This is a genomic window from Prolinoborus fasciculus (assembly GCF_056724605.1).
The window spans coordinates 35,308-58,754 of record NZ_JBWZQN010000015.1; the positions used below are offsets into that span (position 1 = coordinate 35,308).

A 23,447-nucleotide genomic window follows, 5' to 3' on the forward strand; every position below is an offset into this window, starting at 1 on the left:
CGGTTAATCTATGACTTAGAGAAATTGTCTGACAATTTATTCCCTATGTTTTATTTTTAGCCTGTACATTTAACTCACCAACAGCAACTACGGGATACCTTACTGGAATTTCCAGTGTGGATGTTTCTGATCGTAGCGATTGTTTTGGCTCTGGTAATCGGACGACTCGGGACGGTACTGAAGGATAAATTTTCATCTTAATCAAGCAGGGTTTTATCATTTTTCTGCTTGTACAGTTAATAAGTAGCATGTGCTGAACCGTCGCAATGCTACTTTTTTTTGCCCAAAATTTGGGATTCTCCTAAATACAGTCAATTGCAGCGCGGCCATTTAATGGCAAAGTGTCTCGTCTAAATTAGAGTAAATACTCTTTTATTCACAAAATGCTTCTGATATCTTTAGCAGAAAGATGGACATAATCACAATTATAGAGGACAGGAAAATGTCAGGCGTCCGTAAAATATGCCAAGGTATGGCGACCATTGCAATAACAACAACAGTTTTGACAGGGTGTTCTCAGGTCATTAAAACCGGTGCCAATGTTGCACTGGGTTTCACCGAAAACCATATTGTCCCGCCGATTTTAGCGATGGATGATGCTGAAATGGTGTGTAATTCAGGGAATTCTTTAACGCCGGCCATTATGGCGACCAAAGAAATGGGGGCGGATCCAACGCGGGTGGCCGTGCTGATGTATTCGGCTGCCGGTATTTGTGCCGAGCAAAAAGCGCTGGAAGCCGAGTTACGCTATTTACGTGCTTCAAAAACCAATCAGGTGGCAGAAGCCCAAGATGCCCGAATCGAGCAGAAGCGCTGGGCAGCACTGGCGGCACAGCGTCAATATACTGGTTATCAGCTGTTCCAGAGCCGTTATGAAAAGAAATATCAAAAAGCCCTGGGTGAAGAATGCCCACGCATGAACAGTGATATCGAGCAAACGGTTTATCTGTTGGGTATGCTCAGTGGCTTGCAGGCCATGACCAATGATATTAACTCGGGTGGTGCAGTGCATGTACCGAAAGATATTGCTGCCGTGGTCGAGCGTGGCATGGTGTGTCTGGATAACGCGAAATTTTGGGGTGCGCCGAATGCCACCCGTGCGGTGATCTGGACTTTGTTGCCAGGCGCAGGGGAAGGCAAGCCTGACCCTTACCAAACATTAAAACAATCTACACAAATTGGCGAGCAAAAAGGTGTACGTTTATCTCATGCCTTGTATGCCGTAGCGGCTCAGGCCAGTGGGGATGATGCCAAAGTCCGGGATGCCTTAAAAACCTTTGCTCAGGCACGTACCGAGGAAAAACCGGTGAATCCGCAATTCAAGCTGATCGACAGCATGGCTGCAATTATGGTCAGTGGCATATCGGATCGTTACTGGACAGAAAATACCGGTATACGCAGTGGCGATGATGGCATGCAACGTTTCTGGGATGAATCCGACAGTTCTTCCGAGCTCGATGATCTGTTCAGTGCGGATCTGTAATGCAGATACTATACATGAATCTTCAGGGATGAAGTCAAATTAGATGGTCAGGGAGGACAATAGGCCGATGCTAGATCAACATTTTCGACGAAAAATTATTTTTCTAGCGGCTTTTGTCTCTCTCTCTGCATGTCTGCAAATTTTTCAGGATTATTTCATCTATTGGCAAGAGAGCCTGCTGGGTGAATTCTGGCGACTCTGGACAGCGCACTGGGTGCATGTGGGCTGGCTTCATTATTTCCTGAACATTCTTGCCTTTCTCTGTTTGCCTTTCATTTTTCCACGCGCCACCGTCTGGCATTTCTGTGCCATTTTACTGATCTTGCCACCGTTGATCAGTTTAAGTTTTTATTTTTTCTTACCCAATATTGAAGCCTATGCCGGCTTGTCAGGCGTACTGCATGGCGCCTACGTAGCAGTGGCCTGTGTGCATTTGCTGTATAAGCGGGAACGCGGTTTTGCGGCGCTGGTGTTGTTTTTGATCTTTGCCAAACTGGTCTGGGAAAACACCATTGGCAATGTCGGGACGACGCAGCTGATCGGTAGTCCGGTTTTGGTTGAGGCACATTTACTTGGTGTGATTTGGGGCGTTATTCTGGCGCTGATCTATATCGTGAGCAATTATTTTCGGGATAATTAAAGTGCAGAGATAAATCATTTTCTTGGCAGAAAATACAAAAAGAAAATATAAATTGTCATTTTTATTGTGCCAATTTTCATGCAAAGTCAAAACATAGAATAAAGATCCTGACCTTTGAAAAGGAATTTTCGGGGCAGAAGGGAAGATCGGCGTCCTAGACCAAGCATCAGGCCGCTAAAATAAAAATAGGAATACACATGCAAAATGATGATCAAAACAGATCAGGATTAGGTCTGTTGCGTTATATATGGACAGAGTGGATCTCGACCTTCGTCGTGCTGGTTTTACTTTTGCTCACTTTGATTATTGGCACCGGGGAAATGATTCACGGCCAGTTGCTGCGTATGGGCGAGCGTATTTACGGCAATCCGGCAACCGCAATGCAATATTCATTTCTAAGGGCTGAACCGACGCGTCCACAATGTGAACGCAATATCAATGTTGATCAGCGTGTTCAGCAGCAGATGAAAGCCGATGCAGCCGATGAATATGCTGATTTCTTCGGGGTGCGTTCGGAAGCGGATGTCCGTGCTGCGGTGTTACAGGCACAGCAGGTCTGTGAAGAATCCTACCTGTTCTATGATAAAGCCATTCAACATGTGGAAGCTCATCCAAGTATTCGGGCTTATCGGACGTTTGAAACCTCTTTCTTTGGTATCTTCAAGTTTGGTACAGAAAACCGGGCTTTGCTCTTGGTTATCATGGTGGTCTTTGCTGCGATCAGTGCCACCCTAAAAACTCATCATATTGGTTTACGTAGCCCGAGCACACGTATCGACTTTAAAGTTTATTCGGTCGCCATGCTGGTTGCTAATGCTTTCCTGGCATTTTCATCCTATAGCCAATATCAGTCCGTATTGAACTCGGGCGTGCCGATGGGAGAGATGAAATACATCTACTGGTTGTGGATGATTCTGTTCAGCACCCTCACATTGATCAGCTTGTATCAGGTGATCAAACAACCAAAACCAACGCGTGAGGGCGGCAGTTTTGGTCTGGCCTTTCTGAGTGTACCGCTATATGCCTATATGGCCATTACGACCGGAATAAATTTCACTTTCTTTATGGACTATCCAATGGGACAGGGGATTTACCTCGGTCAATTGGTAGAGTTTTCTAGTATCTTCCTGAATCTGGCCTTGTTTATCTGGGCCGGTATGTTGCTGAAACAGACCCGTGTCGTGGACATGTTCCTGAACATTCTGCGTCCCTGGAATTTGGCACCTGAAACCCTGACCTGGCTAATCTTGCTGGCAGCTGCATTACCGACTGCCTATACCGGAGCATCAGGGATTTTTGTAATTGCCGCAGGTGCGATTATTTATAAGGAAGTCTGGAATGCGGGTGGACGCCGTCAGTTTGCACTGGCAGCCACCGCAATGTCCGGCTCAATGGGCGTAGTCTTACGTCCTTGCTTGCTGATTGTCGTCGTGGCATCACTCAATAAAGAAGTGACCACCGACTTGCTCTATCACTACGGGATTTATGTCTTCCTGCTCAGCTCGACTTTATTCCTGGTAATTTCCCTGTTCTTTGCAGAAAACAAATTCCGCATTGCTGCGCCTACTGTGGCTGCTCCTCAATCCGGTCGTGCCTTCATGGCGATTATTCCATATATCGTGATTTTCATTCTGATCTGGTTATTCTATAAATATGCCTTGTCGACTGACCTGAATGAATTTACCGCACCGGTGATGATGCCAGTCATTCTGCTGATGATTGTCCTGTTCGATAAGTTACGCCATGAACCTGCGCCGTTGCCGGCAGTGGGGCATTGGGATGAAACCTTGACCGCAACTTTAAACTCAAGATCGACACCTGAACTGGCGACAGCCGGTGCCGCGGCCAATGCAGAATATCGTGAAGCTGAACATAGCGAACAACCAGGCAAAGAGCTGGTTGTTGATCATGCTGTGCAGCGTTCAAAAGCGACTGAAATTTTGCGTCATGTCGGTTTCTGGAAGTCCATGCATATTTCGACCAGTGAGACCGTGGGACATATTGGTGCTCTGGTCATCCTGATGGCACTTTCGGTGAGTGTCGGTGGCTTGCTAGAACGTATGGAAATTATGGAAGCCTTCCCGACCGATATCAGTAGTACCATTCTGGTGATTTCACTGATTGTCGGCTTAATGATTTTTGTCGGGATGATCATGGATCCATTCGGTGCGGTGATTCTGATCTCGGCGACCGTGGCTCCAGTGGCCTATCAATACGGCATTCATCCAGTACATTTCTGGATGATTACCCTGATTGGTTTTGAGCTGGGTTATGTGACGCCACCGGTTGCGCTGAATCATCTGCTGGCCAGACAGTCGATTGGCGATGCCGAAGTGGCCGAGGCGGATGCAGAAGTACGACACTTGTCTTTCTACTACCGTTATGAACGCTGGATTTTGCCGGTGATAGTATTGCTGCCTGCGATGCTGATCATTGCCTATGTGCCTTATATCTTTAAGCTGTTCGGCTGGTATCAATAAGAGAAATACAATAAAAAAGCACCTACGGGTGCTTTTTTATTGTATTTAATTTGAATTCTTTGATCAGATCTTCGATGAATTCAAGCGCTTTTGCAGGATCGGACTACACAGTAGAATCGCACAGAAAATCAGCCCCAGCCCAATCAGGCTATAAAGGTCTGGAACTTCCTGCCAGAACAGAAAGCCCCACATGCCGGCAAAGAAAATCGCCACATAGTTGACCGGTCCAATCTGTCCTGCCGGAGCCAGCTTGTAGGCATTTGACATAAATAGTTGGCTGAAATTGGCCAGGATGCCGGCAGTAATCAGATAGCTGAGTTCTGTCAGAGTATAAGGCCGCCATAGCCAGAACATCGGAATCACTGAAATCAGGGTGCCAATAAAGCAGAAATAAAATACAATTTTTTCCGGAGACTCGGTTTTAGTCAGTGCCCGAACCGTGACAAATGCCATCGCCGCTAGAAAACTCGCACTCAAACCAATGACCGACATCAGGTTAATTAAACCCGAATCCGGTTTGGCAACACAGAGTACCCCGATGAAACCAATTGCAGCGGCGACTAACATGCTTGCTGTTATTTTTTCCTTGAGAAATAGCCAGGCAATCAAAGGAATAAAAATCGGAGAAGAGTAGGTGAAGACCATGGCATTGGAGAGTTTTAAATGGGCAATGGCATAGAAAAAGCCGTACATGGCAGTCAGTCCGACCACTGCGCGCCAGGTGTGCATCCATAGTTTTTCAGTTTTGAAAAAACCAATGCCTTTATTGAAAATGAAGGGCAGGAAAATAAACAGCCCGACAAAATTGCGAAAGAAGACCACGGTGGCGTTATCAACCGTTGCTGAGGCATAACGGATACACACGCCCATGACTGAAAAGAGAAAAGCAGAGCAGGTCAGTAACAGAATGGCTTTAAGCAGATGCGGAGCGGCTGGGGCAGACATGGAAACAACTGAGCTAGAAGATCTGACGATATTCTAGCTGAAATGCTGCCGAGATTTACTGGCTTTGAGCAAGTTGTGCTTCAAGTAACTTGATCTGTTCCTCTTTCAGTTGGATCAACTGGTCGGCATCGCTATGCTGCGCATCCAGTGTGGCTTTTTGTTCATTGAGCTGAACTTGGATGTCATCTAATTTAGCCACTTCTTCTTTGGCCAAACTGGCATTCTCCGGCACCGGTGCATCTAACAGCTGATCTGATACCAGTGCTTTAGTTTCGATCGCCTCAGCTGCTTTCGCTGCAGCCGTATCTTCTTCAGTTTTCGCCGCAGGTTTTGCTGCCGGAACAGCCACGATATCTTCCTGATGCATGCGTTCCGCTTCACCGGAAGAGGCATTCAACCACTGATATAGCAATACCAATGCAACGACAGTAACTAAAGCCCCCATAATCCCCATTAAAAGTTTGGGGTTATTTCTTTGTTCTACTGACATAGCTTGAACCTTGATTTTTATTTTACTGAACGAGGTTTAAACTGAATCACGCCAACTTCATCTGGAACAGCTGGTGTTTCTGGTTGATCAACATGTGTGGGACGATTTTCTTCATAACCACATTCAATACATTCGATCCATTCATCTTCACCAGAGGTCAGCATGACGACGCGATCTAACGCCTGACATTTTGGACATTTTGCGCCTGCAATGAAACGACGTTTAATGGTCATCATACTCACCTTGTGATCAACTTAAAAAGCTAGTTTAAGCGTTTTTAGAGGGGTTCGTCCAACCTTGATGACGCAGCAACGCATCTATTTTTGGCTCGCGTCCGCGGAAATTGATAAATGCGTCAAGTGCTGTGTCTCTTCCGCCAACTGCGAGGATATTTTCCCGAAACTGCTTTCCGGTAGTGGTATTAAAAATACCTTCATCTTCAAAGCGGTCGAAGGCATCACTGGCCAAAACTTCGGCCCATTTATAGGAATAATATCCTGCTGCATAACCACCGGCAAAAATGTGACTGAAGCTGTGCTGGAAACGGTTATAGTCAGTGGTCGGTAGGACCGCATACTTTTCACGGATCTCATTCAGAGTAGCCTGAACCTGTGTTGCATTTAAAGCCGGATTGGCACGGTGAATCCTCAGGTCAAACAGGGCAAATTCAAGCTGACGCAGGGTTTGCATGCCAGACTGGAAGAAACGTGCATCGAGCAAGGCCTTGAGCAGTTCAGCCGGCAAAGATTCTTGAGTTTCGATGTGCTCGCTGAGCAGATCCAGACTTTCCTGATCCCATGCCCAGAATTCCATAAACTGGCTTGGCAGCTCAACGGCATCCCAAGCCACGCCATGGGTACCTGCTACCGCAATATTGTCCACTTCTGTCAGCATATGATGCAGGCCATGGCCAAATTCATGGAACAGTGTAATCACTTCATCATGGGTCAGGAGTGCAGGGCGATTGCCTACAGGTGGGGTAAAGTTACCGACCATATAGCAAATCGGTTTTTGCAGGCCATCACTGGTCTGCATACGGGAACGGAAACCACTCATCCAGGCACCGCCACGTTTGCCTTGGCGTGCATACAGGTCAAAATAGAAGCCGCCAATCACCTGACCTTGATCTTCCAGTTCAAAATAACGTGCATCCGGATGCCATACAGGCGCTTCGCGTTCAATGACTTGAATGCCATACAGGCGATTGACAATATTGAACAGGCCTTGCAGAATTTTCGGTGCAGGGAAGTAAGGTTTAAGCGCTTCCTGTGACAAATTAAATTGCTGCATTTTTAGCTTTTCAGAATAATAGCCGCTGTCCCACGGTTGCAGATCACGGATGCCATCTTCAGCGGCAATCGCTTTCAGTTCAGCGATTTCTTGCTCTGCCGGTGCGCGGGCATGCTCTGCCAGAGCACGCAAGAACTCGTCTACAACCTCTACACTCGGTGCCATTTTGCTGGCTAAGGACAATTCCGCATAATTATTAAAGCCAAGCAGTTTTGCCATTTCCAGACGCAGACTCAGGATTTCTTCGATCAATGCAGTATTGTCAAACTCGCTCTGTTCAGCCTGATCTGACGCACGCGTGGTATAGGCTTTATACAGTTCTTCACGCAGAGGACGATTTTCTGAGTGGGTCATGATCGCCAGATAAGACGGGAAATCCAGCGTAGCCACCGGTTGATCCAGCTCGCGTTGCTGACCATATTGTTTTAACAGCTCAATATTACTCGAAGATAGACCCGCTAACTCATCTTCATTCAGCGGTCTGAAATAGGCTTGAGTCGCATCTAGCACATGGTTGGAGAAGTCGGAAGATAATTGGGATAGACGTGCAGAAATTTCCGCATAACGTTTTTTCGCCTCACCCTTTAATGCTACCCCAGATAATTTAAAGTCACGTAAGGCCAGTTTAATTGCGCTTTGCTGTGCTGCCGGGAGTTCATTATAAATCGACGCATCGTAAATATGCTGATAGGTTTGATACAGCGCCGTATGTTGACCCAGTTGCGTATAGTATTCGCTAAGACCCGGTAAGAGTGCTTGATAGACATCACGGGTTTCGGCATTGTTCATGACGGCATTTAAATGCGACAGGATGCCCCAAGACTCACTCATATTATTTTCAAGCGTGTCGACATGTTCCAGTGTAGTTAGCTGCTCCTGTACTGAAGTAGGTGTTTCGGTGAGTTCATTCAGGAACTTTTGCCCTTCAGCGATACAGCTTTCAATTTTTTGTTTTAGCTCAGCCAGCGTAATCTGATCAAATTGTGGAACAGGCAAAGTTGCCTTTTCTAAAGTCATGTCGGTCTGCCGATTTATTTCCTATGATAAATCTAGATGTAGGGGTTATGAGCTAGGAAATCAAGCTATCTACAGTTTTTTCTCGATCTTTTGATTTAAGGTTATTAATGATTTATTGATATTTTTTAATTGTTCTAATAATCCTCCATTGGATGCTGGAAGTGATTCTAATTCATTTATATCAATTGTAGAGATGTCAGTGATTTTTGTTTTCCAAAGATTCAAAGGGTGTTTATACAAATATGTAATAGTGAATGTTATAGGGGAATTATCTAATGAATCTTTTAAGCCCCCATATTTCCCCCAATCGTATATATAGCTCTGATTGGGTGGGAATACTTTGACTCCATTTTTAAAAATTCCAGTTTCAAAATATTGTTTTTCAGAATTTAATTTTTCAATTCCAAATGCTGCACGAGGGATTAGTCGATCACTAGATATTTTCACATTATGAGCGATGGATTTTCCAATATTTTTAACATGAAGTTGGATTACGGATTCTTTCCCATAATGAGGCGTAGCAAAAATAATAATTTGTGGTTGCTGATCGGATTTAAATACTGCGTAGGTTACGAGCAGAGCCATAAGAGAAATGATTAATGTTAGAATATTAATAACTTCCAATTTATAATTCCTTTTTATTTCTAATTAGTATCTTGATTATAAATAAAAAAGAGCGCCGTAGCACTCTCTTTTTGATCATCAAAAATTATTCAGTCTTGGCTTTTGCATTCGACTTTTTCTTTTTGACCTTGGCCTTTTTCTTTACTTTATCTTTAACCTTTGCTTCAGACTTTCCTGCAGATGGTTTAGCAGACTTTTTACCGTAAGAGCTGGGTTTTCCTTTTCCTTTTTTGCGTCGTATGGGCTGTTCTCCATCGGCGCTCAGGTTGGATTTAGATTCACGTTCATTGTTGCCAAACACTTCTTCTGTAGCTGCTGGACGTGATACTGGTTTTTTCTCGCTCACGCGCGGTGCACGGGCACGAACTGCACGGCCGGCATGACTGAGTTGTTGCACCAGTTCAAAGTCGATCTTGCGTTCTTCCAGATTGACACCGGCAACCTTGATTTTGACTTCATCGCCCAGAGCAAAGACCTGACCACGGTTCTGGCCGATCAGATTCTGGCTGCTTTGATCAAAGACAAAGAAGTCATCCCCTAGCTGGCTGACATGCACCATACCATCGACATACAGGTCTTTTAGCGTGACAAACAGGCCAAATTCTGCCGTTGCACTAATAATGCCGACAAATTCTTCACCCAGATGCTGCTGCATATAATGGCATTTCAACCAGGTCGTTACCGAGCGTGATGCTTCATCTGCACGACGTTCTGTGGCAGAGAAATGGTCACCAGCTTCATCTAAAGCACCACCTGAAAGTGGAGATGGCTTGTTATTTAAATGTGCTTTGATTGCACGATGCAATAACAGATCCGGATAACGGCGAATTGGTGAAGTGAAATGTGTATAGGCTTCATAAGCCAGACCATAATGGCCTGCATTACTCGCACCATAGTAAGCCTGCATCATGGAGCGTAATAACACCGCATGAATACTTGGTGCATCAATCCGTTCTTTGGTCGCTTCAATCACCGCCTGATAATCTTTCTGAGTCGGCTGTTCCGGGAAATTCAAACCCAGCAGCTTGACGAAGTCACGGACTTTCTGGATACGTGAGAACTCAGGTGGCTCATGCACGCGGTACAACATTGGCATTTCATTTTTCAATGCATATTCTGCGGCTGCCACGTTGGCTAGCAACATACATTCTTCAATCAACTTATGTGCATCATTACGGCTACGCGGCAAAATTTCTTTAATTCCGCCTAGTTCGTCGAAGGTCATGTAAGTTTCAACGGTTTCAAATTCCATGGCATGACGTTCAGCACGTAAACCTTTAAGAACTTGATAGAGTTGGAACAGGGTGTTGATCGACTTGCGAACTTCGCGATCTTCGGTAATCGCCTGGCTGTCGCCTTCCAGATACTGTGCGACCTGATCATAGGTCAAACGTGCCTTGGAATGCATGACAGACGGATAGAACTCAAAACCGGTGACTCGGCCAGCACGTGACAGTTTTAAATCACACACCATACATAGGCGGTCAACGTTCGGATTTAACGAACACAGGCCATTCGACAATGCTTCAGGTAACATCGGTAAAACAAAGTGCGGGAAGTAGACTGACGTCCCGCGTTCCTGCGCTTCATCATCCAGTGGTTTGCCTGGACGTACATAATGACTAACATCAGCAATGGCCACGACCACGCGATAACCACCGCCGGGACGTTTTTCGGCATAAACGGCATCATCAAAGTCACGCGCATCTTCACCGTCAATAGTAACCAATGCTAAATCACGCAGATCAATACGGCCTTCACGGTCTTTGGCCGTTGGCTCTTTAAAGCTTTCGGCCTCTTTAACCACTTCTTCCGGGAATTCATAAGGCAAACCATATTCTAAAATGGTTTGTGGAATGATGATTTCAGTATCGGCCTTGTCCGCCATGGACTGCACAATATGTCCGGTCGCGAATTCTTCACGGGTCGGATAAGTATCAATCGCCACACGAATCGAGTCACCCAGATTGACCTGGGCATGTTCAATCAATTCTTTTTCAAGGGTGATTGGCTGATGTGCATTTGGGTTGGCTGGCTGGATAAAGTATTCACCATCATACTCTGACACTTTACCAATGATCTGTTTGACACGATGCTGCACAACTTCCGTAATATAGCCCCAGGCCTTACCTTTACGGTCTACCGAAGTCTGACGCACTTTAACGCGGTCACCATTAAAGACCAAGCGCAGTTCACGCTCAGTCAATAAGAGGTCGTCCTGGCCGGAAATGTTGGCAGTTCCCATCCCTCGGGAATTGATATAAACCGTCGCTTCGGATTCAGGTTGCTCGACGGCAATCTGAAACTTGTAGCCATCTTTCATCAGTTGCCCGTCACGCACCATCGCAATTAAACGGTGGCTCAGAGCATCAATACTTTTTTGATCTGCAATTTCAAAATGTTCGACCAGGTCTGCATGGGACTGGGCATTGTTCTTTTCGATGGTTTCTAAAATGAGCGTGCGGCTAGGGATAGGGTTGTCATAACGTTCGGCTTCAGCTTTTGCTTCAGGATCGACCCAGTTTTTCATCATGTCTTTAAATTTATCTTAGGAGATAGGTTTAGCATAAAACATGTGTGCGCAGACTGCACGTAAATGATTGCAATAATCCATTTAAGTTTTCAATTTTCTGTTAATTTTCGATAACTGGAAATTTATGCAGTTTTTTTGCCATCAAAATGCACGAAAAATCGAGGAATTGCTTAAAAAGTATTTAAACGAGCAAAAATATGCACTTTTTTTTGATGCTGCGCTTGCAGTGCCATGCCGAAATTTGTATTATGGCCGCACGTTACGGTGAGATGGGTGAGTGGCTGAAACCACGTCCCTGCTAAGGACGCATACGGGTAACTGTATCGAGGGTTCGAATCCCTCTCTCACCGCCACGCTTACTTACATCGCGCGCTCATAGCTCAGCTGGATAGAGCACTTGGCTACGAACTAAGGGGTCGGGAGTTCGAATCTCTCTGAGCGCACCAAGTAGGTTAAGCAGAAAAAACGTATCGCCAACCGAGGCACACAAGTTACGCGCTCATAGCTCAGCTGGATAGAGCACTTGGCTACGAACTAAGGGGTCGGGAGTTCGAATCTCTCTGAGCGCACCAACTTGAACAATTAACCGCACATGTTGCGGTTTTTTTGTGCCTAAAATTTACAGAAATACCAGACATCACGTGCTAAAAATAAGTCTCAGGCGAGTGAATAAAAATAAAGGCAGTCGTGATGAGAAAAATCATTGTCCAGGAATTTTTGACCCTCGATGGTGTGATGCAAGGGCCCGGCGGTCCAAAAGAAGATATATCTGGTGGTTTTCAATATGGTGGCTGGGTGGCGCCGTATTTTAACGCAGAACCAGATCCGGCATTTGATGTCATCATGCAAAAATGGATGCAGCCCTCCGATATTCTTTTAGGGAAACATACTTTTCAGATTTTTGAATCTTACTGGCCCACACATACTGAAGACTGGCCGGGAATCAATGACGTCAATAAATATGTTCTTTCTACCAGTCTGGAGCATTCCGACTGGCAAAATACCCTTTTTCTGAAAAGCATTGATGAGATAATCAAGCTTAAAGCATCAGGAGAGGGAGATATTCGAGTTTATGGCAGTGCTGCAGTGGTACAGGCGCTTTTCAAATATGAACTTGTGGATGAACTCCGTCTGCTGACTTTTCCAATTATACTGGGTGTTGGCAAACGCCTGTTTAGTTATGAAGCAATACCCGCCGCTTTTCAATTGATAGATCATCTGGCCAGCTCAAATGGTATTGTGTTTACGCATTATCAAAGGGCAGGAGAAGTAAAGACTGGAACAATAGGCGAGTGATAAAGTGTACAAGGATGATGGTCGTTTTATATTTGAATTCTATTCTGGCTGAATACCTGGTTAAGAATACTTAAGGCTGACCCATTGCGTAGTGATGGAATTTTTGGAAAATACAAGCCTCTTGATTGAATTAATTAAGTGTTTTTAGCTCTAAATCCGCAGAAATTTTCAGCAGAAAACTATAAATTTTGATACATCGTTTAATTACTGTACATTCAGTTGTGATTTTATTAAAAAACACTTAACAAGACTGAAAAAGCTCGTATAATGCACCCCATCAAGACGTCGCGCTCATAGCTCAGCTGGATAGAGCACTTGGCTACGAACTAAGGGGTCGGGAGTTCGAATCTCTCTGAGCGCACCAATCTTGATAAGAATTCTGAAAAAACCGCACGTTGATGCGGTTTTTTTACGTCTGTGATTTTTAACTATTTTTCATATAAAAAACCAATAACTCTCTGCTTCCTACTCATCTTAATTTCTGCTGCACTTTCAGTGCATAAACGGTATTACCACCCACTGCTGGTAAAATATCATGATAGGGCATGCTACGCATGGCTCTTAATAAGAACGGCGCCTGATCGTGAATTTTCATACTGCTGGTGATTTGAAATAAGGTACCTTGTGACTGCGGCAATAAGCGCATACCACCTTTCACAAACTTCAAGTCACCGCCATTGGCATTGAACTGGTTTTGCAGGGAATCAGGTTGGTAAAAATGCATCTTAAAATTAAACGGGATCTGAATCACGCCCAAACCCACCGACACCTTATAGTTGGCATCTATATTCTGAGTATTGACCGGATTCAGTTCGACTTTCTTGATCTGCCGAGGAAAAAGCTGCTGCGTCGCTTCAGCCGCTAACCACGGTCGCAATTTTTCGACCGGATGCGCAAAATATTGATAGGTGCTGCTAAATCTTAAATTTTCTGAGGCTTTTCCTTCTTTGACCTGATAGCTCGGTAAAATGAAACTGACCGGTTGCCCTGATTTTTGGCTGATCTGGGCAATTTTTTGTAGCTGTTGAGGGTTGAATCTCATCTGCGGAATTGGAGTTGCTAGTGCCGCTATATGATCGGTTTCAAAGCGCTGTTGTAGTGCTTCCAGTAGAAATGCATTGGTACTCGGCGGAATGCCGAGTTTGGCTTCAGGCAGCGCATTCAGGATTTTACTGAATAAAAAGCCTTTGGGCTGATTCAGGTCGCCCCATTGGGTGACAGTCACCAGCGTTTTATGCGGACCCAGTGCAAACCATTCCAGTTTTCCCGCACCATAGGGAATCGGCGCATCAATAATTAAGGTGCTGATGCTGTTTTCGCCCAGATGATGCTGCATCACTACAGTTTCTTTAAAGTTTAACACCGGAATCGGGGTCGGGATATGAACCTGATATTTAATCTGCTGAATCGAACCCTGCTGCTCTAGCACTTTGGCTGACTTTAAAGTTGGAAACAGACCCACATAATTTGGATAATGGCGCAGCAATTTTTCAACTTGAGCTTCAGCCACAGGCAATACCACAGCTGCACTATAAAACTGTGTCTTGCTGGCTGCATTATTGTTTAAGGTGGGGAGCTGGGTTTTACTGGTTGGATGCGCATAAATCAGAATCCGCTCGCCGGTTAATTCTGCCAGTTGCTGGGCATTGCCCTGATAAGCACTCAGACTGCTCGGCAATTCGGCATTCCAAGGAATAATCTTGGCCAGTGCTGGGACAGAAACTGCCAAACAAACACCGATGAGCATGCATTGCTTTAATCCTTTCATTCAACATCCTGCAACATCCTGTTGCGTATTTTTTGTTTTAATTGCTGTTTATTTAAAACCAAATGCACGTATTTCCAAAGCAAAGTTATGTAATTGATGCGACAGGCCATAAGCGCTATGGATATTTTGGTATAGTATTGGGCAAGATTTTATTTTTGATGTGATGCTATGACTGAGTCAGCACCGACTTTATCGACCCGTTATTTTCTGACTTTAGAAGAATCTCAGGATGGTTTTGCCCTGGCGACGTTTGGTAAAAAGCAGATTTCACGTTTTCTGACGCCTCTGGTCAGTATCGGGATCATCATCTGGGGTTTCTCGATGGGTTTTGATGGCGTCGGACGTTATTACGTGGCTTTGGGCGCATTTTTTCTGCTCCTGCAAGGTATTATGCGTTACTGGTTCCTGCCGATGATGTTTAAACGTCAGTTTGTTAAATATCAGTTTGGTAAAAGCGAACAGGGTATTGATTTGTATCAGGACTATGCGGAAATTTTTAATAATGATCGTAGTAAGTTGGTGCCATATAGCGAAGTGCAGAATTTTGCTGTCGGTAAACTCACTTATATGCTGGAATTAAAAAACCGTACCGTGGTTATTGTGCCGAAGCGTGCATTTAAGGACGGCACTGAACAGAGTATGTTCGAGCATACATTTAAAAAATAATTCAGATATCTATAAAAGGAAAAGGGAAGTTTTGATCATGAGCACACGTCCATCCAAAATCGTTTGCGTGGGTCGCAGTTATGCCGATCATGCCAAAGAACTCGGCAATGCGATCCCTGATCGTCCGGTATTGTTTATCAAGCCACCGAGTGCCTTAAGTTCGCTCGAAGCAGGCATTGAATGGAATCCGGAATGGGGCAATTGTCATTATGAATGTGAACTCAGCTTGCGCATTGACCGGACTTTAAGCAAAGAAAGCGATCCTGTGAAATCACTTGAAGCTGTGGGTGCGGTGACTTTAGGTCTGGACTTAACTTTGCGTGATTTACAGGATGATCTCAAGAAAAAAGGCCAGCCTTGGGAACGTGCCAAAGCCTTTGATGGCTCTTGTCTGTTGTCGGACTGGGTGCCTGTCGCCGATGTAGTCACGGACTGGAAAGATGTGCATTACACACTGCAAGTCAATGATGAGCTACGTCAAAAAGGTGATACCGCTTTATTGATTTTTGATATTGCTACCTTGCTGGCTGACATCAGTCAGGTCTTTACTTTGGAAGAAGGGGATGTGGTGATGACCGGTACCCCGGCAGGTGTTGCAGCATTGCATTCAGGCGATCAACTGAAAATGACCCTCAAAGGGCAGTCTCAGGATTATGTCTGGACGACTTTTGTGAAATAACCAAGATTTTGAATCAAAGGAGCCAATGGGCTCCTTTTTCATATGCATCATTTTATTCATTAACAGTATAACGCTTGCGAAACTGATCTGGGGTGCTTCCCATCCAGCGTTTAAACATGTTGATAAATGCCGAGGCATTGGCATAGCCCAGATCAAAGGCAATGCTTTCAACGCTATGCGCTGCATTTAATAAAGACATGGCCTGCATCACTTTCAGGCGTTGCCGCCATTCATGTAGTGACATTCCCAGTTCTTTCTGGCTATATCGCGCTAGCGTCCGCTCGGTTAAATTGACGCGTTCTGCCAGTTGCTGCAGCGAGCTCTGATCTGCTGGATGCTGATGTAAATAATCTAAAATCTGTTTCAGCAATGCATGTTCTGAATGCGGTAAATAACTGCTGACCAGTTGGGCTTGCTGGAGCTGATCGAGCAGCACCTGTAGCAGACGCTGATATTCAACTGAATTCTCGAGTGCTGGATGGTCTTGCTGATACAGTTGTTTCAGGTGGGTGAATAAAGCGGGGACCAGAGGTGCACTGAGCAGGATGCCGGGTTGGGTGGGCAGTTGGCTGCATAGTGATTCATGCACATACAGGGTGCCATGAGAAACTGCGGTACGGTTCAGACCACGATGTTCTAAATTTGGCGGGAGCCAGATGCCGTGAGGTGAAGGTGTCACATAATTTATATGATTAATATTCACTTCCATCACGCCATGAAAAGCATAGACAAATTCTCCCCAGGCATGGCCATGCAGCGGATAAACAGATTGCGCGGGATCCTCCCTGAAACTGAGCCAGAGCGGTGCTTTAATCAGATCATGGGTCGGAAGTTGCTTGAGCGAAGCTGAATCTGCTTGGATTTTTTTATGCATCACCGAAATTGCCTGAATAACACCATCATTTGTCTACTTTGAAGTATATCTTTTATTTCTGACGCTTTTATAGTGTACCTTCCAAATGAGCAACAGGACCGTATGTGAGCCAGCGTCAGGCATTAGATGCCAAAGCATCTGCCATCATGTTTGTATTGTGTATGTTGTGGGGTTTACAACAGGTGGTATTGAAATGGGCCGCCAGTGATATTTCAGCCCTGATGCAAATTGCCTTGCGTTCAGCCTTATCTGCGCTGATGGTTTATCCCCTGATTCAGCAGAGCGTGCGCCGTCAACTCTGGAATGCACGCTATTTACCTGCAGGATTACTAGTCGGTGTGTTGTTTGCAACCGAATTCTATCTGATTGGTGAGGCACTGCGTTATACCTCAGCCTCGCATACGATTGTTTTACTTTATACCGCGCCGATTTTTGTGGCTTTGGGTTTACACTGGAAATTGCCGGCAGAGCGTTTGTCTTCTGTGCAATGGGGCGGAATATTTCTTGCCTTTAGCGGAATTGTAGTCAGTTTTCTGTTACGTCCACAGACAGAATCAACTTTACAAACTGATGCCTTGTGGGGAGATTTTCTGGCTTTGCTTGGCGGCGTATTCTGGGCAGCCACCACAGGCAGTGTACGTCTGAGCCGGCTGGCTGAAGCACCTTCAACCCAGACTTTGTTCTATCAATTATTGATAGGTGGAATCCTGTTATTGCCTCTGGCTGTTCTGACTGGACAAGCAGCCATTCAATGGACAGTGTTGTCTATTTCCAGTCTGGTTTTTCATACCGTGGTGATTTCCTTTGCCAGTTATCTGATCTGGTTCTGGATGCTGAAACATTATCTGGCATCACGTCTGGGCGTATTTTCCTTTTTGACCCCTGTATTCGGCATGCTGTGCGGCGTGCTGATTCTGGATGAACATATCGAAATCAATTTTATTATCGGCACCTGTATGGTCATGCTGGGTGTGATTCTAGTGAGTTTGCAGGGATGGCTGAAAAAACCGAATATCAATAAAAGCATTCAAGAGCAAGCATGAAAATCTGGTCTGTAAATTTAGCGACCTGGATTGGTCTGTCTTCTATTCTGATCTGGGCCAGTCTGGTCGCCGTAGTGAAACTGATTACTGAATCCACCAGTGCAGTGCAGGGGATTGCTTTAATTTATAGTTTTAGCAGTCTGGCGATTTTTGCGTTCACCGGCTTTCCAAAAATCACGCAAATGTCCAAGCGTTATCTGCTCGGTTGTGGCGCTTTATTTGTGGCTTATGAGATTCTATTTCTGGTTGCTGTGGCATGGTCGGATAATCGTGAACAGGTGATGCTGATTGCCATGATCAATTATCTGTGGCCACCCTTGATGATTGTTTTTTCGATTTTTGCCCGACAGTTGCAGGCCCGCCTCTGGGTGATTCCAGGATTTCTGCTCGCTGTGATGGGACTGATGCTGGTGGTCAATCCAGAAATCACTAATCTGCCGAAGTTCATGCAGGTTTTAGCTGAAAATCCTTGGGCCTATGGCTTTGCCTGCCTCGGCGCTTTGTTATGGCCTTGCTATTGCGTTCTGACCAGAACCTACGGCCGCGGACAAAATGGCGTACCGATTTTCTTTTTGGTCGCTGTAATCAGCTTATGGCTCTTACATTTAGGATTAAATGAACCTTTTATCATGCCCACATTCAAGCTATGGCTGGGAATTGCAGTGGTGGGAAGTCTGATTGGTATCGCCTATAGCAACTGGAATCAGAGTATGCAATTCGGCAATATCAAGGTGCTGATCTTAGCCACTTACTTTATGCCGATTCTTTCTTCGGTCATGTCCATGCTGATTTTGGATGTCAGCCCCGAACTCAGTTTCTGGATCGGGACTACTTTGGTAAGCGTGGGTGCGATTGTTTGCTGGAAATCTACCGCTATCAGTTAAAAAAAATCCTCTCAAGCGAGAGGATTTTTTTATTTATGTCGGAACAGTTCGGACAATGGAAAATTGAGTTTTTCTTCCAGATATTGATCAGTTTCCTGTAATCTAGGTGAGAAATTTTGCATCCAGATGTCATCAGTCTGGGCATTGGTGAGATGGTTTTTGCGTGGCAGTGGATAAGGCAATTGCAGATAAAAATTCCAGAAGCTGACCTGATCCAGATCGCGAACCAGCACATATTCATTCTCATCGGTGCGTTTGATTAGATTCTGCTTTTCAAACATGGCGACATAGCTCGGCCAGCGGCCAATTTCATCCCGGCCCAGCACTTCAAGCGCTTGTGCTTCACTGATGCTTTCACCGGTTTTCTGTTTTTTATAAAAGAGTTCTAACAGATCCAGCAGCATGACGATCGGATGACGTTTATTGTCCTGCCCAGATTCAAACGCCGTCAGGGCATAACTGATTTCAACCCCCAATAATACAATGATCCACGACAGATAAATCCAGAGCAGGAAAATCGGTACGGCGGCGAATGCGCCATAGACAATTTCATAACTGGTGAAGTTTGACATGATATAGCCGAACAGGTTTTTCAACAGCTCAAACACCACGGCACTAAACAGACCGGCAATAAAGGCAGATTTAAGCGGTACACTACGATTCGGGATGGTCCAGTTCAAAATGAAAAATCCGAGTACAGTCAAAGAAAAGGAAATCGCCCAGAGGACAAAGGCGCCGTCCAGCTCATAACCGGCAAAGTTATTGCTGAGAATGCTCATGGATGCCACGGTCGAAGAAATCACAAACGCACTGCCCAGTAAAATCGGCCCTAGCGAAATGATGGTCCAGTAACGCATAAAGCCCATAATCCCGCCTCGCGTTTCAGTCACACGCCAAATGCGGTTAAACACCGTTTCGATACTGCTGAGCATCAATACTGTCGTCACAAACAAGAACAGAATACCAATGATGGTGAGATTGCTGGATTTATCGGTAAAGGCATTCAAGGCTTTATCAAAGGCAATGGTGGTTTTGGGCAAAAAATTACTATAGATGAGCTGCTGTAATTGCTGCCGCGCAGGTTCCAGCGCTTTAATGGAAGAGATAATTACCAGAAAAACCGTCAGCATCGGCACCACCGCAAACAAGGTAGTGTAGGTTAGGGAACCTGCCTGTTCGCGACAGCGGTCTGCTTCAAAGCGTCGAAGTACAAATAAAACAAATTGAAACCAGTGTTTTTCATAGAAAGGTAATTTCTTTAAATACTTAACAATCATCTGCATCCAATCTCAATTTTTTTAATCATCATGAATTTTCATCATCAGCTTAACCAAAAAACTTGCAAAGTATCGTATAGTTTTATTTTTTTAAGTAATGAATAAGAACCATGATGCAACCTTATGTCCTTGTTTTATATTACAGCAAATATGGCTCAACCAAAGAAATGGCGCATCTGATTGCCAATGGAATTGAAGCGGCAGGCGTGGCAGTAAAAATCAGGACAGTTCCAAATATTTCCAGTATGGTAAAAGTTGCTGAACCGAGTATTCCGGCAGAAGGGGATATTTACTGTACTCTGGATGATCTAGCGCAGTGTGCCGGCCTGGCGCTCGGTTCACCGACCCGTTTTGGCAATATGTCCTCTGAAATGAAATATTTTTGGGATCAGACCACGAGTCTGTGGCTGAATGGAGCGCTACACGGTAAACCGGCTTGCGTGTTTACGGCATCAGGTTCCATGCATGGCGGACAGGAAAGTACTTTACTCACCATGCTGCCGCCGTTATTTCATCATGGCATGATGATCATGGGGCTTAGTAACGCAACACCGGCACTATCGAATACCAAAACTGGTGGTACACCTTATGGTGCTAGTCATGTCAGCGGCCCGCGGCATGATCAGGGCCTGAGTCAGGATGAAAAAATTCTATGTGAAGTACAAGGCAAGCGTTTAGGTGAAGTGGTACTGAAACTCAATTGAGTCTGAAAAACACTCACAGGAAATGAAGGATGAACTTCATTTCCTGAATTTTATTAGGCTTTTTTTTGATCTTTTTGATCTTTTTGATCTTTTTGATCTTTTTGATCTTTTTGATCTTTTTGATCTTTTTGATCTTTTTGATCTTTTTGATCTTTTTGATCTTTTTGACTAAATCTGTATTTGCATTTCAGACATTGATAATCCTGAAACAGATTACGGTCGACAGAAACCCCGGCCTTTTTCCCCAGAAAATTACCGACCACACCGCCGGTAATCCCGACACTGATTGCACCGACAAAAGTGCCTACGGTTCCGCCGACAATTACACCTAAAGGTCCGGCTACAGTACCAATCGCAGCACCAATCGATGCACCTGAAGCAGCGCCACCTACAGTCCCTGCAGTTGCACCCGCTGAACTCATGAGAATGCCGCCAATTTTCTTTAAATTCTGTTCATGATCGCGCTGTTCGATATCGGCTGAGCCACATTTAGGACATTGCATAGATTGTTCCATTAAGGATTGAGATGTGCTTGTTTTAGGTTTGTCGGGAATAGGATGTGTGCCCTGATCAGCACTTATTCATAACATACAACAACACACTAGATAAGTTTTGAATTCGCAAATCAGAAACATTGCATACTCACTTGATTCTAGTTGAGTTCACGCTAAAACATTGTATTTCAGCTGTAAATATATGCCTTCTTGGTTGATTAACGCAATTCTTAACCTGTCATTGAGGAAATGGCAAATCTCAAGATCATCAGAAATGTTCTTCTCTCATCATTCTAAATATTGTGCTTTTAGCTCTTAGAAAGACTATTTCTGGAGTTGAGATGAAAAAGGAAAGGAAGTCGAAAAATATGTAAACGAGTTCTTATGAGGTCTATTAAAATTTTTCAGACAAAATACACCTGAATATTGGTGTTTCTTTATAAGTCACCTTCATTGTAATTGATTAATTGTATTTTAAACAAAGTGTGACATTTATCGTTATTAAATAGAAGTTCTAATAAAATAAAAATTTACGGTCTTTAAAATGTAAAAAGCATAATAATTCTAATCTTTATTAGATAAATTTTTGATTATTAATAATATAAAAAATATATTATTTTAATCAAGTTTTTTATATGAATTTTATATTCAAAATTTTTTATATAATGATTTCTTACAAATCACAAATAATAAACAAATATATATTATTTAAATAAAAACAATAATTTATATTTTTAAATAAAATAAAAAAATATGTGAATAGGGATAAGTTTTACATTTTATAATTTTATGTGATTTAATATTTTTCAGATAAATTTAATCTTATTAAATGAAAAATTAAATAAATATCTTAAATCAGAGGATATTAAGATTATGAGAATGTTAGTTATCAATCTGGGTTTATTATGTTTATGTTTTCTAAGTAACGCTTATGCCACTTCTGATGAGTGGACTCAGCGTTGGAAATCATCCAGTGCCCGTTCCAATGAGAATCTAGTTCAAGCCAATCTAATCGAACTTAAGGAGTCAGACTATTATTCCGGATTAGGTAAAACCACCGTTCATAGCACCTCAACCACTTCCATCGGGACGGTAAATACCCCGACCAACAATATCAATGTAGAGGGTACAGACAACAATATTGATATTACGAGTGAATTGCTGAATGAAGCACCAGTCAATTCAAATACCAACCAAAATCCTCAGCGCTGTCTTAATTTAAGTAACAGACCAGGAGAATCACAATGCTGAATTTCTCCTCGACCAGAAGACATTTATCTTTCGTAAGTGTCACCGTCCTTTTTAGTTCTTTTTTAACAGGCTGCACAGGTTTAGCACCCTCAAACAAGAAGCCAGTTAGCCTGGTGCAAGGTCCCCCAATTACCGATATTTTTACCCCTTTTGATATGGCTTTATCCTGCCTAAAAGGACAATTACGTAGTGATGTGAGTTTCTCCGTGGGGGCAATTCTGGATCAAACCGGTAAGGATGTAGTTACCAATGGTGGTAGCGGAAAAATGGTGACCCAAGGTGCGGGAGATATGGTGCAATCTGCCTTGTTTCAGGCGGGGGTAAGCTTAATGAACCGGCGTGATCCCCGGATTATTGAAAGCGAAGCCAAGTGGGGCATTCGTGATCCAAGACAAATCCAGGCTTCTGATTATTATGTGACAGGCAGTATTAACAGTCTGGATTTTATTCCGGGTGGTGGTTTTGACATGCAGATCGCTGGTGTCGGTCCGAATTATAGTCAAACCCGGATTATGGTCGGTCTGGATTTATCTTTGACTGATACCCGCAGCAGTAAAGTCGTGGGCAATGTTTCATTGCAGAAGCAAATTGCTGCACAGGATTATGGCTTAAGTGCAGGCAGATTCGCTGGTCGTACACTCTTAAATATTCAGATTGGAAAAGGAGAACGAGAGGCAACTAACTTTGCCTTGCGGCAAATGTTGAATCTGGCCACTTTTGAATTGCTGAGTCAGGTTGTCCCACCCGCCGTATTTGAAAGTTGCCGTGCGCAGATACCGCCAGAGTTTGGTCAATTGAACTTAACCCGAAGTTCTGTCGCTCTGCATAAATACAAGAAAAACCAGCAACAAAATAGTACAGCTTCAAGCAGTGTTGTTCAGGTGTCAACGGCATTTTAAAATTGACCCCTTTTACCTTAAAAATGGCGAAGTAAAATTGACCCCTTTGATCTCGTATTAAGTTTCAACCTGCGGCTGAATCCCAATTCTTTTTTTATCCTTCAAACGAT

At 44.1% G+C, this 23,447-nt stretch carries 21 protein-coding genes and 4 tRNA genes; 15 read left to right on the forward strand and 10 right to left on the reverse strand.

Features of this window, described 5'->3' with window-relative positions:
* Window positions 1–442: 442 nt before the first annotated feature.
* The 3 genes from AC1P5O_RS05425 to AC1P5O_RS05435 all read left to right on the forward strand — a co-directional run bounded on the left by AC1P5O_RS05425 (window position 443) and on the right by AC1P5O_RS05435 (window position 4,603).
* Window positions 443–1,483, forward strand: a complete 1,041-nt coding sequence (locus tag AC1P5O_RS05425) for a hypothetical protein (RefSeq protein WP_004732263.1) — start codon at window positions 443–445, stop codon at window positions 1,481–1,483.
* A 67-nt stretch (window positions 1,484–1,550) separates the two neighbouring features.
* Window positions 1,551–2,123, forward strand: a complete 573-nt coding sequence (gene rrtA / locus AC1P5O_RS05430; protein ID WP_004732261.1) for a rhombosortase — start codon at window positions 1,551–1,553, stop codon at window positions 2,121–2,123.
* Between the two features lie 197 nt (window positions 2,124–2,320).
* Window positions 2,321–4,603, forward strand: coding sequence for a TRAP transporter large permease subunit (locus AC1P5O_RS05435; protein ID WP_121979943.1), 2,283 nt, complete (start codon window positions 2,321–2,323; stop codon window positions 4,601–4,603).
* Window positions 4,604–4,666: 63 nt separating this feature from the next.
* Here AC1P5O_RS05435 and AC1P5O_RS05440 read toward each other — a convergent pair whose 3' ends face one another.
* From AC1P5O_RS05440 to rnr, 6 genes are all read right to left on the reverse strand, one after another.
* Window positions 4,667–5,548, reverse strand: a complete 882-nt coding sequence (locus AC1P5O_RS05440; RefSeq protein WP_086044454.1) for a DMT family transporter — start codon at window positions 5,546–5,548, stop codon at window positions 4,667–4,669.
* Between the two features lie 55 nt (window positions 5,549–5,603).
* Window positions 5,604–6,038, reverse strand: a complete 435-nt coding sequence (locus tag AC1P5O_RS05445) for a restriction endonuclease subunit S domain-containing protein (protein ID WP_004732253.1) — start codon at window positions 6,036–6,038, stop codon at window positions 5,604–5,606.
* A gap of 17 nt (window positions 6,039–6,055) precedes the next feature.
* A complete protein-coding gene (locus AC1P5O_RS05450) occupies window positions 6,056–6,271 on the reverse strand; it encodes a YheV family putative zinc ribbon protein (RefSeq protein WP_016806777.1) in 216 nt (71 codons plus the stop codon).
* A gap of 34 nt (window positions 6,272–6,305) precedes the next feature.
* Window positions 6,306–8,345, reverse strand: a complete 2,040-nt coding sequence (locus AC1P5O_RS05455; RefSeq protein WP_121979944.1) for a M3 family metallopeptidase — start codon at window positions 8,343–8,345, stop codon at window positions 6,306–6,308.
* Window positions 8,346–8,414: 69 nt separating this feature from the next.
* On the reverse strand, window positions 8,415–8,969 hold the full coding sequence (locus AC1P5O_RS05460) for a DUF8453 domain-containing protein (protein WP_004732250.1): 555 nt from the start codon (window positions 8,967–8,969) through the stop codon (window positions 8,415–8,417).
* A gap of 85 nt (window positions 8,970–9,054) precedes the next feature.
* Entirely contained in the window at window positions 9,055–11,502 is a 2,448-nt protein-coding gene (gene rnr / locus AC1P5O_RS05465; protein ID WP_336754582.1) for a ribonuclease R, read from the reverse strand.
* A 263-nt stretch (window positions 11,503–11,765) separates the two neighbouring features.
* Here rnr and AC1P5O_RS05470 point away from each other — a divergent pair.
* From AC1P5O_RS05470 to AC1P5O_RS05490, 5 genes are all read left to right on the forward strand, one after another.
* Window positions 11,766–11,855: transfer RNA gene (locus AC1P5O_RS05470), tRNA-Ser, on the forward strand.
* Window positions 11,856–11,871: 16 nt separating this feature from the next.
* Window positions 11,872–11,948, forward strand: a tRNA-Arg gene (locus tag AC1P5O_RS05475).
* A 49-nt stretch (window positions 11,949–11,997) separates the two neighbouring features.
* Window positions 11,998–12,074, forward strand: a tRNA-Arg gene (locus AC1P5O_RS05480).
* A gap of 118 nt (window positions 12,075–12,192) precedes the next feature.
* Window positions 12,193–12,798, forward strand: coding sequence for a dihydrofolate reductase family protein (locus AC1P5O_RS05485; protein ID WP_004732246.1), 606 nt, complete (start codon window positions 12,193–12,195; stop codon window positions 12,796–12,798).
* A 287-nt stretch (window positions 12,799–13,085) separates the two neighbouring features.
* Window positions 13,086–13,162, forward strand: a tRNA-Arg gene (locus AC1P5O_RS05490).
* Window positions 13,163–13,267: 105 nt separating this feature from the next.
* Here the strand turns inward: AC1P5O_RS05490 and AC1P5O_RS05495 are convergent.
* Window positions 13,268–14,566 (reverse strand): hypothetical protein, encoded by a 1,299-nt coding sequence (locus tag AC1P5O_RS05495; protein WP_005265578.1) that lies wholly within the window; start codon window positions 14,564–14,566, stop codon window positions 13,268–13,270.
* A 168-nt stretch (window positions 14,567–14,734) separates the two neighbouring features.
* On the opposite strand from AC1P5O_RS05495, the gene AC1P5O_RS05500 reads away from it, so the two are divergent.
* Window positions 14,735–15,232 (forward strand): YcxB family protein, encoded by a 498-nt coding sequence (locus AC1P5O_RS05500; protein ID WP_004645081.1) that lies wholly within the window; start codon window positions 14,735–14,737, stop codon window positions 15,230–15,232.
* 37 nt (window positions 15,233–15,269) lie between these two features.
* Window positions 15,270–15,911, forward strand: a complete 642-nt coding sequence (locus AC1P5O_RS05505) for a fumarylacetoacetate hydrolase family protein (protein ID WP_004732240.1) — start codon at window positions 15,270–15,272, stop codon at window positions 15,909–15,911.
* 52 nt (window positions 15,912–15,963) lie between these two features.
* On the opposite strand, the gene AC1P5O_RS05510 is transcribed toward AC1P5O_RS05505, so the two are convergent.
* On the reverse strand, window positions 15,964–16,785 hold the full coding sequence (locus AC1P5O_RS05510) for an AraC family transcriptional regulator (RefSeq protein WP_004732238.1): 822 nt from the start codon (window positions 16,783–16,785) through the stop codon (window positions 15,964–15,966).
* 104 nt (window positions 16,786–16,889) lie between these two features.
* Between AC1P5O_RS05510 and AC1P5O_RS05515 the strand changes: the two genes are divergently transcribed.
* Together AC1P5O_RS05515 and yddG are read left to right on the forward strand one after the other, a co-directional pair.
* Window positions 16,890–17,828 (forward strand): DMT family transporter, encoded by a 939-nt coding sequence (locus AC1P5O_RS05515; RefSeq protein WP_004732236.1) that lies wholly within the window; start codon window positions 16,890–16,892, stop codon window positions 17,826–17,828.
* Window positions 17,825–18,712, forward strand: a complete 888-nt coding sequence (gene yddG, locus AC1P5O_RS05520) for an aromatic amino acid DMT transporter YddG (protein WP_004732233.1) — start codon at window positions 17,825–17,827, stop codon at window positions 18,710–18,712. Before AC1P5O_RS05515 ends, yddG begins: the two co-directional genes overlap by 4 nt.
* A 29-nt stretch (window positions 18,713–18,741) precedes the next feature.
* Here the strand turns inward: yddG and AC1P5O_RS05525 are convergent, their stop codons facing one another.
* Window positions 18,742–19,995, reverse strand: a complete 1,254-nt coding sequence (locus AC1P5O_RS05525) for a YihY family inner membrane protein (RefSeq protein WP_318270457.1) — start codon at window positions 19,993–19,995, stop codon at window positions 18,742–18,744.
* A gap of 104 nt (window positions 19,996–20,099) precedes the next feature.
* On the opposite strand from AC1P5O_RS05525, the gene wrbA reads away from it, so the two are divergent.
* Entirely contained in the window at window positions 20,100–20,693 is a 594-nt protein-coding gene (gene wrbA / locus AC1P5O_RS05530; RefSeq protein ID WP_004732232.1) for an NAD(P)H:quinone oxidoreductase, read from the forward strand.
* Window positions 20,694–20,746: 53 nt separating this feature from the next.
* Here the strand turns inward: wrbA and AC1P5O_RS05535 are convergent, their stop codons facing one another.
* Complete coding sequence (locus AC1P5O_RS05535) at window positions 20,747–21,196, reverse strand: hypothetical protein (RefSeq protein ID WP_499005838.1); 450 nt, start codon at window positions 21,194–21,196, stop codon at window positions 20,747–20,749.
* Window positions 21,197–22,060: 864 nt separating this feature from the next.
* On the opposite strand from AC1P5O_RS05535, the gene AC1P5O_RS05540 reads away from it, so the two are divergent.
* Window positions 22,061–22,438 carry a hypothetical protein gene (locus AC1P5O_RS05540; RefSeq protein ID WP_004732227.1) on the forward strand — a complete coding sequence of 126 codons (378 nt, stop codon included), beginning with the start codon at window positions 22,061–22,063 and terminating at the stop codon, window positions 22,436–22,438.
* Window positions 22,432–23,337 (forward strand): CsgG/HfaB family protein, encoded by a 906-nt coding sequence (locus AC1P5O_RS05545; RefSeq protein WP_499005840.1) that lies wholly within the window; start codon window positions 22,432–22,434, stop codon window positions 23,335–23,337. Before AC1P5O_RS05540 ends, AC1P5O_RS05545 begins: the two co-directional genes overlap by 7 nt.
* Window positions 23,338–23,447 lie beyond the last annotated feature (110 nt).